The organism is Nitrosomonas sp. Nm84 (genome assembly GCF_003201565.1).
Taxonomy (GTDB): Bacteria; Pseudomonadota; Gammaproteobacteria; order Burkholderiales; family Nitrosomonadaceae; genus Nitrosomonas.
In genome coordinates this window covers 1-17,668 of record NZ_QJJP01000032.1, presented here as the reverse complement: position 1 = coordinate 17,668, position 17,668 = coordinate 1, and the positions used below count along the sequence as shown (strand labels likewise).

Annotated in this window: 19 protein-coding genes and 1 pseudogene; 12 read left to right on the top strand and 8 right to left on the bottom strand. The window is 45.9% G+C overall.

What is annotated here, in order from left to right; genetic code table 11:
• Positions 1-62: 62 nt before the first annotated feature.
• Genes traJ through C8R34_RS13895 form a run of 7 tightly spaced genes read left to right on the top strand, consistent with a single transcriptional unit; the run spans position 63 to position 8,737 of the window.
• Entirely contained in the window at positions 63-431 is a 369-nt protein-coding gene (gene traJ, locus C8R34_RS13925) for a conjugal transfer transcriptional regulator TraJ (RefSeq protein WP_110341601.1), read from the top strand.
• A 41-nt stretch (positions 432-472) separates the two neighbouring features.
• Positions 473-2,113, top strand: a complete 1,641-nt coding sequence (traI, locus tag C8R34_RS13920) for a TraI/MobA(P) family conjugative relaxase (protein ID WP_110341599.1) — start codon at positions 473-475, stop codon at positions 2,111-2,113.
• Positions 2,113-3,957, top strand: a complete 1,845-nt coding sequence (locus C8R34_RS13915) for a type IV secretory system conjugative DNA transfer family protein (RefSeq protein ID WP_110341597.1) — start codon at positions 2,113-2,115, stop codon at positions 3,955-3,957. Before traI ends, C8R34_RS13915 begins: the two co-directional genes overlap by 1 nt.
• A 29-nt stretch (positions 3,958-3,986) precedes the next feature.
• Positions 3,987-4,526 carry a conjugative transfer signal peptidase TraF gene (gene traF, locus C8R34_RS13910; protein ID WP_090318655.1) on the top strand — a complete coding sequence of 180 codons (540 nt, stop codon included), beginning with the start codon at positions 3,987-3,989 and terminating at the stop codon, positions 4,524-4,526.
• An 18-nt stretch (positions 4,527-4,544) separates the two neighbouring features.
• Entirely contained in the window at positions 4,545-4,757 is a 213-nt protein-coding gene (locus C8R34_RS13905) for a conjugal transfer protein TraD (RefSeq protein ID WP_090318375.1), read from the top strand.
• Positions 4,754-7,597, top strand: coding sequence for a zincin-like metallopeptidase domain-containing protein (locus C8R34_RS13900; RefSeq protein WP_110341595.1), 2,844 nt, complete (start codon positions 4,754-4,756; stop codon positions 7,595-7,597). Before C8R34_RS13905 ends, C8R34_RS13900 begins: the two co-directional genes overlap by 4 nt.
• 15 nt (positions 7,598-7,612) lie before the next feature.
• On the top strand, positions 7,613-8,737 hold the full coding sequence (locus tag C8R34_RS13895) for a JAB domain-containing protein (RefSeq protein WP_090318381.1): 1,125 nt from the start codon (positions 7,613-7,615) through the stop codon (positions 8,735-8,737).
• A gap of 344 nt (positions 8,738-9,081) precedes the next feature.
• On the opposite strand, the gene C8R34_RS13890 is transcribed toward C8R34_RS13895, so the two are convergent.
• A complete protein-coding gene (locus C8R34_RS13890; protein ID WP_086558077.1) occupies positions 9,082-9,750 on the bottom strand; it encodes an IS1595-like element ISNol1 family transposase in 669 nt (222 codons plus the stop codon).
• A 393-nt stretch (positions 9,751-10,143) separates the two neighbouring features.
• Here C8R34_RS13890 and C8R34_RS13885 point away from each other — a divergent pair, with 393 nt between their 5' ends.
• The gene (locus tag C8R34_RS13885) at positions 10,144-10,668 is read left to right on the top strand and encodes an aspartate carbamoyltransferase (RefSeq protein ID WP_090318384.1); all 525 of its coding nucleotides are present in this window, start codon (positions 10,144-10,146) and stop codon (positions 10,666-10,668) included.
• Here C8R34_RS13885 and C8R34_RS16540 read toward each other — a convergent pair.
• Complete coding sequence (locus C8R34_RS16540) at positions 10,646-10,876, bottom strand: hypothetical protein (RefSeq protein ID WP_165872591.1); 231 nt, start codon at positions 10,874-10,876, stop codon at positions 10,646-10,648. The two genes, C8R34_RS13885 and C8R34_RS16540, sit on opposite strands and share 23 nt — an antisense overlap.
• Between C8R34_RS16540 and C8R34_RS17155 the strand changes: the two genes are divergently transcribed.
• Positions 10,763-10,990: a GDCCVxC domain-containing (seleno)protein gene (locus C8R34_RS17155; protein WP_090318387.1), complete on the top strand. Its 228-nt coding sequence runs from the start codon at positions 10,763-10,765 to the stop codon at positions 10,988-10,990. The genes C8R34_RS16540 and C8R34_RS17155 overlap by 114 nt on opposite strands.
• A 111-nt stretch (positions 10,991-11,101) precedes the next feature.
• On the opposite strand, the gene arsA is transcribed toward C8R34_RS17155, so the two are convergent.
• From arsA to C8R34_RS13850, 6 genes and pseudogenes are all read right to left on the bottom strand, one after another.
• A complete protein-coding gene (gene arsA, locus C8R34_RS13875; protein WP_090318658.1) occupies positions 11,102-12,871 on the bottom strand; it encodes an arsenical pump-driving ATPase in 1,770 nt (589 codons plus the stop codon).
• A 26-nt stretch (positions 12,872-12,897) separates the two neighbouring features.
• A complete protein-coding gene (gene arsD / locus C8R34_RS13870; RefSeq protein ID WP_090318390.1) occupies positions 12,898-13,248 on the bottom strand; it encodes an arsenite efflux transporter metallochaperone ArsD in 351 nt (116 codons plus the stop codon).
• 77 nt (positions 13,249-13,325) lie between these two features.
• Positions 13,326-14,611, bottom strand: a pseudogene (locus tag C8R34_RS13865) (arsenic transporter).
• 39 nt (positions 14,612-14,650) lie between these two features.
• Positions 14,651-15,148, bottom strand: a complete 498-nt coding sequence (locus C8R34_RS13860; RefSeq protein WP_090318393.1) for an arsenate reductase ArsC — start codon at positions 15,146-15,148, stop codon at positions 14,651-14,653.
• Positions 15,149-15,150: 2 nt separating this feature from the next.
• Positions 15,151-15,570, bottom strand: a complete 420-nt coding sequence (locus tag C8R34_RS13855) for an ArsI/CadI family heavy metal resistance metalloenzyme (RefSeq protein WP_090318395.1) — start codon at positions 15,568-15,570, stop codon at positions 15,151-15,153.
• 25 nt (positions 15,571-15,595) lie between these two features.
• Positions 15,596-15,925: a helix-turn-helix transcriptional regulator gene (locus C8R34_RS13850; RefSeq protein WP_090318397.1), complete on the bottom strand. Its 330-nt coding sequence runs from the start codon at positions 15,923-15,925 to the stop codon at positions 15,596-15,598.
• A 344-nt stretch (positions 15,926-16,269) separates the two neighbouring features.
• On the opposite strand from C8R34_RS13850, the gene C8R34_RS13845 reads away from it, so the two are divergent.
• From C8R34_RS13845 to C8R34_RS13835, 3 genes are read left to right on the top strand one after another with little or no spacing between them, the layout of a single operon-like run.
• Positions 16,270-16,476 carry a hypothetical protein gene (locus C8R34_RS13845; protein WP_090318399.1) on the top strand — a complete coding sequence of 69 codons (207 nt, stop codon included), beginning with the start codon at positions 16,270-16,272 and terminating at the stop codon, positions 16,474-16,476.
• A gap of 19 nt (positions 16,477-16,495) precedes the next feature.
• Positions 16,496-16,816, top strand: a complete 321-nt coding sequence (locus C8R34_RS13840; RefSeq protein WP_090318401.1) for a DsrE family protein — start codon at positions 16,496-16,498, stop codon at positions 16,814-16,816.
• An 11-nt stretch (positions 16,817-16,827) separates the two neighbouring features.
• Positions 16,828-17,442: a class I SAM-dependent methyltransferase gene (locus C8R34_RS13835; protein ID WP_090318403.1), complete on the top strand. Its 615-nt coding sequence runs from the start codon at positions 16,828-16,830 to the stop codon at positions 17,440-17,442.
• Positions 17,443-17,668: the final 226 nt, after the last annotated feature.

Here is a 17,668-nt window from a genome sequence, read left to right as displayed (position 1 = left end):
TCCACCACAACTTATTCGCACTTTGTGCTCAACGTTGATCTTGCTCTTCGAGGAAAACTGAAATGATTGCCCAAAAGAACCTAAAGACAATCGGGAAAGAAAGAAGAGATAAGAAGCTCAGGGTTCCTGTTTTGCCAATCGAGGAAGCTGAAATAAAGACTAAGGCGCAGGATGCCGGATTAACCGTTGCCGAGTATCTGCGCAATCTGGGCCTGGGTTATCAAGTACCCAGTATTGTTGATAGCAGACAGGTAGATAGCCTGCTAAAAATTAACGGTGATCTTGGCAGATTGGGTGGATTGATCAAACTTTGGCTTACCAACGACAAGCGTACAAAATTGATTGGCAAGTCACAGTTGCATATGACCTTGGACAGTATCCGAAATACGCAAAGCACGATGCTGGATGTCATTATGAAGCTTAAAAAATAACTTTCGGAATAGTCCTTTTTGACTTAAGCAGCTTAAATACGATGATCGCTAAAATCATACCCATCAAATGTGTGCGCAAAAGCAGCTTTTCTGTGCTGATACAGTATCTGACTGACCCTCAAGACAAGAGTGAGCGTGTCAGTCAGATCAAGGTCTCGAATTGTTATTCAGACGATCAGATAGCTGCATTGATAGAGATACAAAACACACAGGAAATGAATAGGCGTGCCAAATCAGATAAAACCTGCCATTTGGTGCTGAGCTTCCCGGAAGGAGAGCGTTTGCCCTTTAAGAGTCTTAATGCTATTGAAGAGCGGTTTTGCGATGTTTTGGGTTTTAATGGTCATCAACGTATTAGCGTAGTCCACGATGATACCAATAACCTGCACATACATATTGCGATCAACAAGATACATCCTATAAACCTCACAATCCATAACCCCTATTATGATTACAAGAAAGTAGCAAAACTTTGTGAGCAAATGGAGCGGGAATACGGCTTAACAAAAGTTAATCATGAAACTGTGAGTGATAAAGCAGCCAGAGTAGCGCAGGAAATTGAAACCAGAACAGGTGTAGAGAGCTTGCTGAGTTGGATTAAGCGTGAGTGCTTGGATGAATTGAAGCAGTCGGACAACTGGCAGGACTTGCATCAGGCTCTAGCTAGACATGGCCTTGAAATCAAGGGGCGTGGCAATGGATTTGTATTGATTGCCAACAATGGTGTGGCTGTCAAAGCCAGCTCTATTGATCGCTCTTTATCCAAAGGGAATTTAACTCAAAGACTGGGTGCTTTTGTACAGAATGAACATTCTACGCAATCGTCACAACAAAACGCCAAACAATACCAACCAAGACCATTGCAGAATCGAATCGATACTTCAAAGCTTTATGCGCGATACCAGCAAGAGCAAGCTAATAGCGTCAGACAGCGTTCAAGCCAGTGGGCAATATTGCGACAAAGCAGAGATCAACTCATTGAACGCGCCAAACGAGAAGCAAAACTCAAGCGCAACATCATTAAAAGCATCAAAGCTGGAAAATTGGCTAAAAAAGCGCTGTATGCAACCGCACATCAGCAGTTCAAAACAACTATTCAAGTCATTAAAAGCGATTATCAGAAAGCCTATCAGCGTTCTAAAACTAATCATTCCAGAATAGGATGGCTCGATTGGCTCACATTTGAAGCCAAAAACGGCAATGCTGAAGCATTGGCTGTTTTGCGATCCAGAAGAATCGGTCAATTTAAGGGTAACCAAGTATCGGCAAAGCTAGGCAATGATAATTCCATCGCTAATAGCCACTTCAAGGATGGCTTTATTAAAGACAGTTCTGTTGAATCGATCACCAAAATCGGCACAGTCACTTATAAAGCAGGATCAACCACCATCCGCGATGACGGCAAACTGCTCATCGTCCTGCCGGACACAACACAAGATGCATTAGTGGATATTTTACAAGTGGCCATGAAGAAGTACGGCAGCCACCTGGCAATCAATGGAACTGAATCGTTTCGTCTTCAGATCGCTGAAGTGGTCGCACAAAATCAAATGCGCGTGACATTTGATGACAAGCGGCTTGAGAAATATCGGCAGGAGTTAATGAAACAGTACAGGGTAAATAGCGCGCAGTCGGTAGGTCAAAAACGATCCCTTACCTCCACCACCCGAAGGAGCCTCTGATGAATAACGTCAATCTGAGTTCTAAAGACAGCAGAAATATCACAAAAGACAAGATTATCGTTCGCTCATTATCCATTGTCTGCCTTGTTGGCGGATTCCAAGTTGCCACTCAGTATTTTGCGCAACAATTCAATTATCAGCCGCAATTAGGCGCGCACTTTTTTAACATCTATGAACCCTGGGCAATTCTGCTATGGGCAAATAAATGGTATGGCGAGTATTCGGGCATCTTCGATCTGGCGGCAGGTTTCGGCATTTTATTTTCTAGCATCGGTTTGATACTCGTTCTGGTTATTAAAATGGTGCTGGCTAATTCATCCAAAACCAATCAGGGGTTACATGGCTCGGCCAGATGGGCAAATAAGCAGGACATTGTAACTGCAGGACTGCTTTCAACAGGCAAGAATCACAAGAGTCACAAAAACGATGCGGTGTATGTCGGTGGCTGGCGGGATAATTCCGGCAAAACCCACTATCTGAAACACAGCGGCCCGGAACACGTGCTGTGTTATGCCCCGACTCGCTCTGGCAAGGGCGTGAGTCTCGTCATACCGACACTGCTTTCCTGGACTCAGAGCGCGATCATTACTGATCTTAAAGGTGAATTATGGGCACTCACTTCTGGTTGGAGAAAGCAGTATGCAAAAAACAAGGTGCTGCGTTTTGATCCAGCTTCAATCAGCAGCGCGCACTGGAATCCGCTGGATGAAATCCAGATTGGCAGTGGCATGGAAGTAGCGGATGTGCAAAACCTGACCACCTTAATCGTTGATCCGGATGGCAAGGGATTACAAACCCACTGGCAGAAAACCAGCCAGGCATTGCTGGTAGGTGTCATTTTGCATGTTTTGTACAAGTCAGAGCGAGAAGGAACACCCACCACATTATCGACTGTCGATGCAATGCTCTCTGATCCTGATCGCGATATCAGGGAATTGTGGATGGAAATGGCCATGCAGGATTATCTGGATGGCAAGAGTCATCCCGTGATTGCAGCCAGTGCGCGCGACATGCTGGATCGCCCGGAAGAAGAAGCAGGTTCCGTGCTATCAACTACAAAATCCTATCTATCCTTGTACCGCGATCCGATCGTGGCCAACAATATCAGTGATTCCGATTTTAAGATCCGCGACCTCATGCACCATGAGCATCCTGTTAGTTTGTATATCGTGTCACACCCCAATGACAAATCTCGATTGCGTCCTTTAATTCGCATTCTGATCAATATGATCGTCAGAAAGCTGGCCGATAGAATCACGTTTAAAGACGGTCAACCAGCCGCGCATTACAAACACAAATTGCTATTGATGCTGGATGAATTCCCAAGCTTAGGGAAACTTGAAATCTTTCAGGAATCCCTCGCGTTTATCGCAGGCTACGGCATCAAAGCCTATCTGATCTGCCAGGACTTAAATCAACTCAAAAGTCGCGAGACCGGCTACGGACATGATGAAGCGATTACTTCCAACTGTCATATCCAGACCGCATTTGCACCCAATCGGATTGAAACAGCGGAACACTTATCCAAACTGACCGGGCAAACCACGGTTATCAAAGAGCAGATTACCACCAGTGGCCGCCGATCATCGATGATGCATGGACATGTGACACGTACCCTGCAGGAGACGCAGCGTGCGTTATTAACACCGGATGAGTGTATGCGACTGCCCGGCCCCATGAAAGATGCTGAAGGCAAGATCACCAAACCTGGCGACATGATTATTTATGTGGCCGGATTCCCCGCAATCTATGGCACACAGCCTTTGTATTTCCAGGATGAAACCTTTACGGCACGGGCACAGGTCAATCCCCCAAGCTTTAGCGATAAATTAACCGGACTGTGAGATACCTCGAGCGCATGAAAACCAACTTCATGAAAAAAAATATCAAAATCCTGGGTGTTTTGATTCTGACCCTAAGCGTTAGCGTATTTGTGCTGAGTATTGGATTACGTGTCAGCGGGATTTATATAAATACCACACCCAGCTTGCCAGTGGGTTTTTACAAAGTCGTTGATGAACCAATTGCCAGCGGTGCTTATGTCGCTTTCTGCCCACCACAGAATGCGGTTTTTGATATGGCCAGGGATCGATCCTACATCAACCGAGGAGATTGTCCGGGCGGTTACGGTTTGTTGCTGAAACGGGTGTTTGCACAATCCGGAGATACGGTTTCCATCGATCAGGCTGGCATCTTTGTGAATGGTGAACACTTACCCAACAGCGCCCAGTTAGCAGCAGATGCTGAGGGTCAACCATTGCCGCAATACAGGCTTAAAGCTGTGCTCAATGATTCCGAGTACCTGCTGCTATCCAATGTGAACCCACAATCCTTTGATGCGCGCTATTTCGGGTTGATTGCGCGTGATCAGATTCAACAGGTTATATACCCTTTATTTACCTGGAGTCATTAGCCAACAGGAGTAAGCGCCATGAATAGAACGGACGATGAAACTCAATCAAAAAATCCTGACATTCAAGATCAGGTGATCAAGGAAAAACTACTCGATGCAGAATTACCGGGCTTCCAGGCTGAATTTAATCCCTTAGAAGCCGAAAGGCTGGGTGCATTCAAAGAAGATGCCTTAAGTGAACAAGATGCGCTGGATAGCAGCATCGATCATGCAGCGGAGGATGAACAATGAAAGATTCTAAAAAAGCTTTTCATGAACAAGTCGCCGAGAATCTGATTGAGCAACTCAAGAAAGGCGTTGCGCCCTGGCAAAAGCCGTGGGAACCCGGTGATTTGCTGGCCATATTACCCGTGAATCCAACAACCGGCAAACGCTACCGGGGCATTAATAGCCTGAACCTGATGAGTCGTGCGTATACGGATCCGCGTTGGCTCACGTACAAGCAAGCGATAAGCCTGGGTGCGCAAGTGCGTAAAGGTGAAAAAAGCACGCTCGTTCAATACTGGAAATTCACCGATGAACACATCAAAAAAGATGATAGCGGGAATCCTGTTTTAAATAGTGAAGGCAATCCCATTAAAGAACAGATCAGACTGGAGCGTCCCAGGGTGTTTTATGCCGCCGTATTTAATGCGCAGCAGATGGATAATCTGCCAGAACTCGATATAAAAGCCCCTGACTGGGATCCACTGGAGCGGGCAGAACGCATATTACAAGCATCCCATGCCGTGATCCGCCATGGCGAGGCTGATCGTGCATTTTACCGGCCATCAACTGACAGTATCCACTTACCCCATAAGCACCAGTTTCCGACCCCCGATCGCTACTACGCAACCGCCCTGCATGAACTGGGCCACTGGACCGGCCATGAATTGCGCTTAAACCGTGATCTCTCGCATCCATTCGGTAGCGAAGGCTACGGCCGCGAAGAATTACGTGCCGAGATTGCCAGCATGTTGCTCAGCGGTGAGCTGGGTATTGGTCATGATCCGGGGCAGCATGTGGCTTATGTAAATTCATGGATCAAAGCGCTGCAGGAGGATCCGACAGAGATATTTCGTGCTGCTGCTGATGCGGAAAAAATCCAGGATTATGTACTGGCATTGTCACAACAACAGGAAATTGCACAGAAAATTGATAAGCAGGAGGCAACCAAAATGGATCAAATCAAGCAAAACACCACAGCTTATTTACTGAATCTCTCACCTGATCTGGCCACCATCGCATCTCGCAATATCAAACTGTTGAATGAGTTGACACAGGATATGTCAAAAAAGGATCAGGATGCCATCATTCTGGTTGCCGATGCACTCAAATTTTCGAGGGGCGGCGGCATTGATAACCTGGAGTTTGAAGAGGTGGCAAAAGACAAACTGGGTTTTAGCATTCCTGCTAGCTGGAATGGACAATTACAGATTCAGGGTAACATCATTCAAACCGATGAAAATGGTATTAAGTCTATAGTATCGGCTGATTCTATAAACACGGAGCCACAATTTTGGGGCGTGACTATGCAGCGTGATGACCAGACTTTCCAATGGGTGAGAGACTGTGAATCCAAACAAGAAGCGCAAGATTTAACGGATCTGCTCGCACTTATAGATGTCGCTGCAGAACAAAATGAACATGAAAAGGCCGTTAAGCTTGCCAACATCCATGAAAACCGCATTCGAAATGGTCCAATTAGCACTGAAGTATCGATATCAGGAGCCAAGACCGAGCAAGATGATGACAATGCTCGTCAATATTTGATTGTTCCTTATACGGAAAAGGATTTGGCGAAATCTGCTGGCGCTCGTTGGGACAAGAAGGCCCATGCCTGGTATGTAGGGTCAGAAGCAGATATTCAAACATTACAACGTTGGCTGCCGGAGAATGTTTCCAGACAGCAGGAACCGGCTATCGATCCTCACGTGGAATTTGCTGAATTGCTGCGCGCTCAAGGTTGTTTGGTTGATGGCAATCATCCGGTGATGGATGGCAGCAAAAACAGAATTAAAGTTGAGGGTGATAAGTCCGGTGAGAAATCAGGTTTTTATGTGGCGCATCTGGATGGGCATCCTGCTGGATATTTCAAGAATAATCGAACCGGTATAGAGACGCGTTGGAAGGCCAAGGGGTATTCGTTAACGGATGAGCAAAAAGCAGAATTGATCGCCCAAGCTGCTATCAAGCAGCAAAACAGAAAAGCCGAACAACAGGCACTGCACATCAAGATTGCTGATGCAATTCAAGCCTTGCTGGCGATCGCACCTTCTGCCGATTCCGAGCACCCTTATCTGAAAGACAAGCATGCCCGGCCAGGCGATCTGAGAATTGTGCCGCAGAATGCGGATGATTTGCCGACCGATTCAATCATCAAAATTGGTCAAAACTGGCAGGAAGTAAAGCGATTGCGTGAAGAAAATCCAGATAGTATCGTGCTGACAGCCGGTGATTTGTTGCTGGCCGCACAAGATATTGATGATCAGATCTGGAGTGTGCAAACGATACAACCCAGTGGTGCAAAGCTTTTTGCATCTGGAAGTAGAAAGGAGAATAACTTTCATGTCGTGGGAAATAACGGTCAGGGATTGGAAGCAGCCATTAATACAGCACCTACCATTGTGATTGCTGAAGGCTATGCCACCGCAGACACGCTATCCCAGGCGCTGGATTATCCTGTCATAGCCGCATTTGATTCAGGTAACTTGCCCAAAGTAGCTAAGGATTTGCATGAAAAGTATCCACATAAGCCCATTATTATTGCCGGAGATGATGATCATCATCTGGCATCAACCCTTGGCAAAAACCCCGGCAAGGAAAAGGCGCTTGAAGCAGCAAGTTTTGTTGATGGTGTGGCGGTATTTCCAGTTTTTGCACCTAATGAGCAGATATCAAAGAAATTAAATGATTTTAATGATCTGGCCAATAAAAGCATGCTGGGTATTGAGGCCGTCAAACGTCAGATTGGATCGGTTGTTGAAAAAATATCTCAGCAGGCTAAACAGGACAGCTTATTGAGGTTACAAGTCCCTATTGAACCTAAGCAGCAGGAAATCAAGCAAAAACGTATTAGTCAGGTAATCTGATAAGGAGGCCGCAAGATGCGCGATAATATGCTGAAGATTCCAGGAAACCCATCCAATCCTGATGAAGGTGATCTTTATGAAAAAATTGAGACTCGTCCCGGCACTACAAAAAAACAAAAGGAAGCAAGGCGAGGTGCTTATACAGAACTGCTCGAAGCTCATGCTCGATGGGCAGGTGGCAGCATACTGGGTTGTGATTTCCCGAAAGACTTCCGAGAAAAAGGAGGAACTACCTTCCTGAATCAGTCCATCAAGTCAGGCTATGATCTGGCAGTGATGGCGCAAATATTACGCGATCCGCGCTATGAAACGCTGAGAATATTTTATACCCGTATGAATCGCATCGTTCATCATACGGCTGTGAGTTCCAGATTACCGGGCGCAGTTTATCTGGAAAAGATTGGGCATGACAAACATGATCTAGGTATTTTGGTAGAAAAGACTAAACGTCATGTTAAAGCTGATGGTTACTGGTTATTGCATAACCATCCATCGGGTAATGCTACGCCATCGAGTCAGGATATCAGGCTCACAGAAATAATCGCATCATTTGTTCCGAGTTTCAAAGGTCATGTCGTTATCAATACCAGTCAATACAGTGTTATTGATAATGACGGTCATGTCGATTTTGTGAATTGGATGGGTAATCTGGCAGGTGGTTATCAGAATAACCACTATAAAAGTCATGAGCTGCTTTTGGAGAAAATAGCCTCACCGGAGGATCTGGCAAAGATAGGCCATGCTTTAAAAAATCGGGATCAGTTTTTTAACTTGATAGGACTCAGCGCAACAGGTTTTGTATTATCGTTAAGTGAATTACCACTAACTGTACTGATTCGTCCTCAAAATCTACTTCTGGCGCGACTACAAAATTTTGCACGCAATTCCGGCGTCAATACCATATTTGCCATCACGAATGTTAATGATTACAGACATCCCGTATTATTGAAAGCATGTGAAGCTGGTATATTAAAAGATGTATTGGCGGTGGACGGTTTTGATTATCGTTCATTGCGTGAAGAAGGGTTATTTGCATCAATATCTGGCGAGATAAGCGCCATTCTTAGGAAGCCCAGAACATTTGTGAAGGAAGATGGCGGATTGGGCAAATACACAAGAGGCAGAGGACGCAGTAGGTAGCAGACAGGATCTTGCAGAAATTTTTGTCGCCACGTCACTTCCGGTTTCTTGACAAATGGCGGTATCGATAGCCCCACTTGCTTCATCAGTTACTTCTCATGCGGCGGTCTCAATCTAATGGCTATTTTACATCTAGCTGGGTTTTTTCAGATTTTCCCTAAGAATACGGGATACGGGTATTTTGATCGTCCACATTTTGCATCAACGCATGGATTTCATACGACACATATCATCTTAAAAAAGAACTAACTGTGACATAATCCTAAAAATCTCAGTTGGAATTTGTGATAAAAACGGTAAGAGCATTGTACAGTCAATATTTATTAGGCTCTAGACTAGCAAAGTTAATAATATCTGATGATTTGCCATAGTTCATTAGCAAGTGCATCAGGTTGTTTTTTCCAACGCCATTCAGATTCTTTTAAATGCAGCTCAAAGTTAACCGACACACCGTTAAACTTTGCCAACCGCCGCTTGGTAAAACTCCAAAACGATTCAATACCGTTAATATGGCAATGCCCATCCCGCGCAAATTCATTATCACCATGGGATACACGAAAATGCTTGGAGTATCCTACATCTACCAAACCATTATAACCACGCCAGCCATCACTATAGATGACACTTTCAATGGATACTTTACCCAGTATTACCGCTTGTAAGGTCAAGCGCTTACAGTCCGGTACTATTTCGGTGTATACCCTGCCATCTCGCTCAAACACACCAAATACAGGCTGTTTTAATGTCCCGCGACCGCGTTTGAGTTTCCCATGATAACCTCGATGCCGTTTCGCACCAAAATAGCTTTCATCAACTTCCACTTTGCCTAACAGCTTGTCTTTAAGGGCAGTCTGATGGCTATAGATTACTTGCCTGAAAATGCCATACCAACGATTAATCGTGTTACGATTTTTACCTAACAGCAGAGCTGTTTTGCTGGCAGGTATATCAATGCAAAAGCATTGAATTATTTTTCTAATGTAATAATCACTTAATTTACTGTTTCTTAACATCTTGCTAAACTAACAGATCGTGTCTGCTAGTCTAGAGCCTTTATTATTATAGAGTCGGCAATTAAATAGTGCGGTTTGTCATGGCGGAGAAGGCCAGAATACGGAGATACTAGTCAATCTTTTTAATGGCCGGATCAATAAGAACATTAACTGCACCTCAGTTGATTTAATCAAGCTGGAAGCTATATGTAACAATACTTTCAGCCAATTCTGGCTAATTTATCAAAATCTCACCTGCTTACTGATACCATAAATCTTTCAAAAAGCCTTAATCTATGGGATTCTTGAGCGACCTAGGTGACTTCAACTGAGAATCTAGGATAATGTGGAGCATGGCCTTAGTTGCACTCTTGAACACGAGCCACTTCACAAACTGAGTAACGGAGAAATAAAATGAACAAACTGTTTATTCCATCTTTCTTGCTGGCTTTATTTATTGCAACGCCTGTTCATGCGGTAGAAAAAGCGGATGAACAGCGTCTTGATGAAGTTGCTGAACGTGGTTCGCATGTTATGCCGTTTGATTTGGAGAAAACTACGCATATTTTTTCCAAAACAGACACTGGAGGAATTCAACAGGTTATTGCGAAGGATAAATCTGATACTGAACAAATCAACCTGATACGATCACATTTATCTGCTATTGCTAAAGAATTTAAACAAGGCAATTTTTCAAATCCAGAAAAAATTCACGGCACAACGATGCCTGGGTTAGCAGAATTGAAAGCAGCTAAAGTGGGTCAAATTAATATTGTGTATAAGGAATTGTCAGACGGAGCAGAAATTACTTATTCCACTCATATTGAAAAACTTAAACTTGCTATTCACCAGTGGTTTGATGCCCAATTAAGTGATCATGCGCGCCATGCCGTGCCAGGAGGACATCATCATGACTCTATTCATCATAATCATAAGTAAATAAGTTGGTTACTCTACCTCTTACAGTGATGTGGTTGCTGCGTCGTAGCTTTTTCAACGAAGTATCAGTCAAAATCGTTGAATAGGGTTCTTCATGAGCGCTGTCATTCTTGAATCCACGCTGACTTGCCCCGTTTGCAGCCACACCAAAACTGAGATCATGCCAACGGATGCGTGTCAGTGGTTCTATGAATGCGAGCAGTGTCACACTGTGCTCAAGCCGAAGCCGGGTGACTGCTGTGTTTACTGTTCCTACGGCACGGTTCCATGCCCGCCAATTCAAGAGCACGGCAAAAACAGCGGCGATTGTTGTGACGGTTAGGCCATGAGCTATACGGCAGCCTCACAAACCAGCAGCTTCAGCATCTTGTTTAACCACTTATCTGATGGGTTGTTTGGTAAATCTTATCGACACTTATCTATACATGCTCGGTTATTGGCTACTTCTGGACAATTCCAATAACTTCTCGATGCCCACGGGCTCTTCTTGGAGTAATGGCACGACGGCATAAAGCTTTGCATACATGGTGGATACTGTCTTTATATCAGCAAGTTCATTACTAGCGCGCTGACACAATAAGGGAGAGTGGGCAGTTGTTGCAGCAACGCTGTTATTGATGATCCATGCCCACGGTTCAATACCTGCCCGGCGCAAATCTGCTTGAAGATTAGCAGCTTCCAGTACGGGTGTCGTTTCCGCCAATGTTACCAGCAGTATTTTGGTTTGCTTAGGGTTTTGCAGTTGCATCATCGGCGTATTGTAGTGCACGATGGAAGGATCCATTTGTTTGGCAATTTCGCGATGATAGGCGCCGGTGGCATCCAGCAACAATAGTGTATGCCCGGTGGGTGCGGTATCCATCACCACGAATTGCTTTCCCGCTTCGTGGATAATACGCGAGAATGCCTGAAATACCGCAATTTCTTCGGTGCAAGGTGAACGTAAATCTTCTTCCAGCAATGCTCTGCCTTGCGCATCCAGATGCGAGCCCTTGGTTTCCAGAACACGCTGCCGGTAGCGCTCGGTTTCCGCGTGCGGATCAATCCGGTCAACCAGCAGATTGCCCATAGCACCGCTGAGTGTTTCGCTTAAATGTGCCGCGGGGTCTGAAGTGGTTAAATGGACGGGAAGGCCCCGATGCGCAAGATTGACCGCGATGGCCGCAGCCAGCGTGGTTTTGCCAACACCGCCTTTTCCCATCAACATGATCAAACCGCAGCCATCCTTGGCAATCTCATTCGTTAGCTTGGATAAGCTGGGGAATGGAATGGCAGGGTGGCTTGATTTATTTTCACCATCGACAGGTAGATCATCAACCAATAGTTTCCGCAAGGCTGTCAATCCGACCAGGTTAAACGGTTTCAGTAAAATATGATCGCAAGGCAATTGGCTGAGGACTTCCGGTATGGCGGCCAAAGCGTTTTGCTCACGTTTGAAAATTGCGGTTGCCAGTGGATCCTGTGCTGTTTCTGCTTGTGGAAACAATCCATTAATGACTAGAAATTGTTTCGTCAAACCAATGGCTGCCAATTCTTCATGTGTGCGCGCTACTTCGCGTAACGTGGCTTGTTGCGCGCGGGCCACCAATACCAGCCGGGTGCGTTGCGAATCGGCGAGGGCATCCACTGCTGCCTTGTATTGTGCGCGTTGTTTTTCCAAGCCGGCCAGCGGGCCAAGACAGGACGCGTCGCCTTTGCCTTCCGCAAGAAAATCACTCCATGCGCCGGGCAGTTGCAGCAACCGTATGGTGTGACCGGTCGGGGCGGTGTCAAAAATAATATGATCGTAATCCGTTGTCAGCGCCGAATCGACCAACAAAGCGGTGAATTCATCGAAAGCGGCAATTTCAGTCGTGCATGCACCGGATAGTTGCTCTTCGATACCTTTGACCACCGTGTCCGGCAATACACCGCGCACCGGATTGACAATGCGATCACGATAGACTTGCGCTGCTGCTTGCGGGTCGATTTCCAGAGCGGCTAATCCGGGCACTGCTGTAATCGAGGTAACCTTGTTGCCAATCGTCATGCCGAACACCTGACCCACGTTGGAAGCCGGATCGGTGCTGACCAGCAATACCCGCTGACCGGCATCGGCCAGCGTTATCGCCGTAGCGCAAGCCAACGACGTTTTCCCGACACCGCCCTTGCCAGTAAAGAACAGAAATCGCGGCGGTTGATCGAGGAATTTGAGTTGCGTCATGTAGTTGGTTCGGGTTCGGGTTTGCGTTAGCAACAGCCGCCGCAACAACTGGATTCTTCGATTTCTTCCTCCACAGCAACGCCAGTCCAGCGCGCCAGTTCACCGCGATTTGGATAGCGGCCTGCCAATGCCACTTCGCCATCTATGAGAACCAATGGCAGCGCTTCAGCACCGGAGCGTTCCAAGAATGCTTTCACTGTAGAGTTATCTGCAAAAGCCATCGGTTGTTGCGCCAGATTAAAGCGCTCAATGGCAGCACCTTGTTGTTTGGCCCAGTCGACATCAGCGGAAAAGTTGATTAATTCACGATCAGCATCGGCACCGCAAACGCCTGAGCTACAACATAAGGCAGGGTCAAATATCTGTATGGTGGTCATTTTGATTCTCCATGAGTAAAGTTAATAAAGTTGATGCAATTTGTTTTGTACGGTTATTGTGCTTTTTGGTGGTAATCTCACCGAATATTAAGCCACATAGCGAGAGTAGCCAGCGTGACGAGCAATACCGGAACCGTCAACACAATCCCCACCTGGAAATAATATCTCCAAGTGATAACCGTATTTTTCCGCGCTAGTACATGCAGCCATAACAAGGTTGCCAGACTGCCAATCGGTGTGATTTTCGGCCCCAGATCGCAACCGATCACATTGGCGTAAATCATGGCTTCCTTGATTGTTCCGGTTGCGTTTGTTGCATCGATCGACAACGCGCCGATCAGTACCGTGGGCATATTGTTCATGATAGACGATAAGAAAGCAGCCAGAAAACCGGTGCCAAGTGTTGCTCCCCATAAGCCATAACTGGCGAAGACATCAAGCAGGCCGGTAATGTACCCGGTCAAGCCTTCATTACGCAAACCATACACCACTAAATACATGCCCAGTGAAAAAATAACGATTTGCCACGGCGCTTCGCGTACCACCCTACGCGTGTTAATCACATGACCACGCGCCGCCACCGCGAGTAGTATGAGTGAGCCAGTGGCAGCCACAAGGCTGATGGGCACACCCAAAGATTCGAGGCCAAAAAAGCCGATCAGCAGCAAGCCAACACCACCCAGCCAGCACGGAACGTTGCTGGATCGCTTATTGCTTCATTGGGTACCTTCAGTTGACCGACATCATAGTGCGCCGGAATACTGCGGCGAAAATAGAAAGTGAGTACTCCCAAGCTACCCGCTATTGAAGCAATATTGACCGGAATCATCACTGAAGCATATTCGGCAAACCCAATCTTGAAATAATCAGCCGAGACGATGTTCACCAAATTAGATACCACTAACGGCAAGCTGGCCGTATCGGCAATAAAACCCGCCGCCATGACGAAAGCGAGCGTAGCAGCCGGGCTAAGCCCAAGTGCCAGTAGCATCGCCATCACAATCGGCGTTAGAATTAAAGCTGCGCCATCGTTGGCAAACAACACTGCAACCGCCGCGCCCAGTAATACAATGTAGGTAAATAATAAATACCCATTGCCGCGACCCCAACGCGCCACATGCAATGCTGCCCACTCAAAAAATCCCGCTTCATCAAGCAATAAACTGATAATGATGATGGCAATGAAAGCTGCTGTCGCATTCCAGACAATATTCCACACCACCGGAATGTCACTGAGCTGAATCACGCCCAGCAGTAGTGCTGCGGTAGCGCCAAGTAGAGCACTCCAACCAATACCAAGGCCGCGCGGCTGCCAGATGACCAGCACGAGCGTTACGATGAAAATCAGTAGAGCAATCAGCATGTCAATGGTTCACGGTGTTTGAATTTCTGCTTGTTGCTGTCACTTTGATTGTGACGGCTTGAATTTCAAAATGCCGATGTAGTCCAGTTTTGTCCTAAAAGCGGAAGGATTTTGCTGCAAATCATCGAGTGGCAGCGATAAAAAAGTCTCGATACCCTCACGCAAGGTTTGATAAGCCAGCACGAATGCCGTGTTGATTTCTTCTTCGGTTCCCGTCGCTTCAGCGGGATCATCGACATCCCAATGCGAGCGCAGTGCGGGCCCGAGATACGCCGGACAGGTTTCTCCGGCGGCGTTGCCGCACACAGTGATTACAATATCCGGTGTAGCTGGTAAGTTATCCCACGATTTACTGCAAAGCCCTTCGGTTGCGATACCTTCGCGTTCAAGCAAAGCAAGCGAACGCGGATGGACCTGGCCGGTCGGTTTACTGCCCGCGCTCATCGCTTGCCAACCTTTGGGTGCCAGATGATTAAAAGTAGCTTCCGCGAGAATAGAGCGGCAGGAATTTCCGGTGCAAAGAAATAGTACATTCATGATCAGGCTGCGCAACAGGTTTCGGTTTTAGTGGGAATGGCGGTATCCTGTCCAAATACCGGAATTGAGGCTAGCGAATGAAATGCCTCCCAGGCGATGCCTTGCGGATCAACTGTCCAGTATTTATTTGATGATGCGTAGCAGCATTGTGCATTCTGTTGTTCCACAGCAGGCAAACCGGCTTGCGTCAAACGTTGATTTACTTCGGTTAAGGCATCGTCAGAATCAACCTGGATTCCCACATGATCCAAACCCGGCTTTGCACCTCGCGCCGATATGGCGAAATTGATATACGGATCATCCAGCATCCATTTTGCGTAATCCGATTTGCTGACGGATGGTTCGACACCGAATAGTGCTGAGTAAAAGCGGATATTATCCTGTAGGTTATTGACGGCAATATGGACATGAAAGCGTTTCATCATTGTCTCCTTCGTTAAGTTATATTTAGCTGTTTTTTTCATCGCAGCAAACTTCAACATTGCCGCAGGGTGTACCGGCGCAACAGTTCTCGGTGAGATAACCTATTAATGCATTCATGGTTGTAAAATTTGCCGAATAATAAATGAAGCGGCTTTCCTGCCGGGCAATCACCAGCTCCGCGTGAGTCAATTCTTTCAGATGAAAAGACAGCGTTGCATTGGGAATGCACAATTCCTTGGCAAGCTGACCGGCCGGAACGCCGGATTCGCCAGCCTGAACCAGCATTCGGAATATCGTGAGACGAGTCTCATGGGCCAGGGCGGCAAGCGCTTTAATTGCAATACTCATTTCCATGTTTCCAATATATTAGAAATTATAATTGACGTCAACCCTCTTTGATTTGATTAATCGTTAATTCATCAGGACCAATCTTAGAAATTTCTCATAAGTAGTTGATAGAATAGCTATTGCCATTTGATGCGCTAAATATAACCATATAAAATAACTGTATTGCAATTGTATGTGCAGAACATAAAGTTTCTGTTTTCTGTGCGACATATCAAAAGGCAGTTGTACACAGATTTTATTTTATCTAGAAATTTCTATCTAATATGCCCTGGATTCTTATGTGGGATTGTTGCTCGGTTCAAGAATAATGAATTATTAGGCAGCAATTATCTTGTCTGGAATCTCGTAAGATGGAAAGGACATCTTGTAAACTGCTGTCATCACCATACAAAGTTGCCAAGGTGCATACCCTACAAAGAAATCTCACAGTTCATGCTGTATTTCATCGCCAACCCGGCATGGGTGCCGCGGCTCTTGAGTTCGCTTTGCTGACATTTTTGATAAAGGGAATGATTGAAGAGTGCAAAAAATATCAAACTATTTCAGAGCTTTCCTAATGGAATTGAAGGGGATTAAATGAAACTCGCAATTATCATTTATTCGAATGACCCGGAAACAGTATGGAACGCCTTCCGACTTGGAATTTTCTCCCGCAAGCAGGGAGATACTGTTTCAGTCTTTTTGCTCGGAAAAGGTGTGGAGGTAGAATCTCTTGATAGGGACAAGTTTGATATTACCGGACAGATTCACAGTTTTTTGGATATAGGTGGTGCAATTCTAGCTTGCGGAACCTGTCTTAAGCTTCGTCAGCCTGAAGAGTTAGGAATATGTCCGATATCAACGATGCAGGATTTATATACGCTGATTCACGATTCAGATAAGGTATTGAGCTTTTAGGAAAATTTACGATGGATAATAAGCAATATTGGGAACAGATATATACTATCAAGAAATCTGACTCAGTCAGTTGGTTTCAGGAACACGCTGACCAGTCTCTGCGACTAATCCATAATACAAGACTCGGTAAAGATGCGGCCATTATTGATGTGGGAGGGGGAACTTCCAGACTGGTGGATGACCTTGTGGCCGAGGGCTATACTGATTTGACAGTATTTTATCTGTCATCAACTGCACTTGCTGTTGCAAGGCAGCGTTTGGGGAAACATGCGGATATTGTTCACTGGATAGAAGGCGATATTACCCGTGCAAAGTTTCCCCTGAACCGGTTCGACATTTGGCATGATCGTGCAGTGTTCCATTTTTTGACTGATCCGGCAGATCGCCATGCTTATGTCGAGCGTGTCTTAAGTTCGGTTCGGCCAGGCGGACATGTGATTGTTGCCACTTTTGCCGAAGATGGGCCAGAAAAATGCAGCGGCCTGCCCGTGATGCGATACCAACCTGAAGCCTTACATGCGGTATTTGGAGATACTTTTCAGCTGGTCGAACATGAAAAAGAGGCACACCACACGCCGTTTGGCACAGTTCAGCAGTTTGTTTATTGCTATTGCCGCAAGAGGTAGTAAGTGCTAATTCCTCGAATATTTTCAGAGTGCATAATCTTTCCCGGATAGAAGCACAACTTATTTATCCTGACTACTTCTTTTTGCTAAATGTTTTTGATATCTCTAAACTTTTAGACTCTTGAAATATCATCGCAGGCACCAAGCGTATATAAATCAACTCACCGACCAGTTCCACCAGCGTTTGAGTGACGATTACGACAGATGCCAAAATCCAGCCATCCGG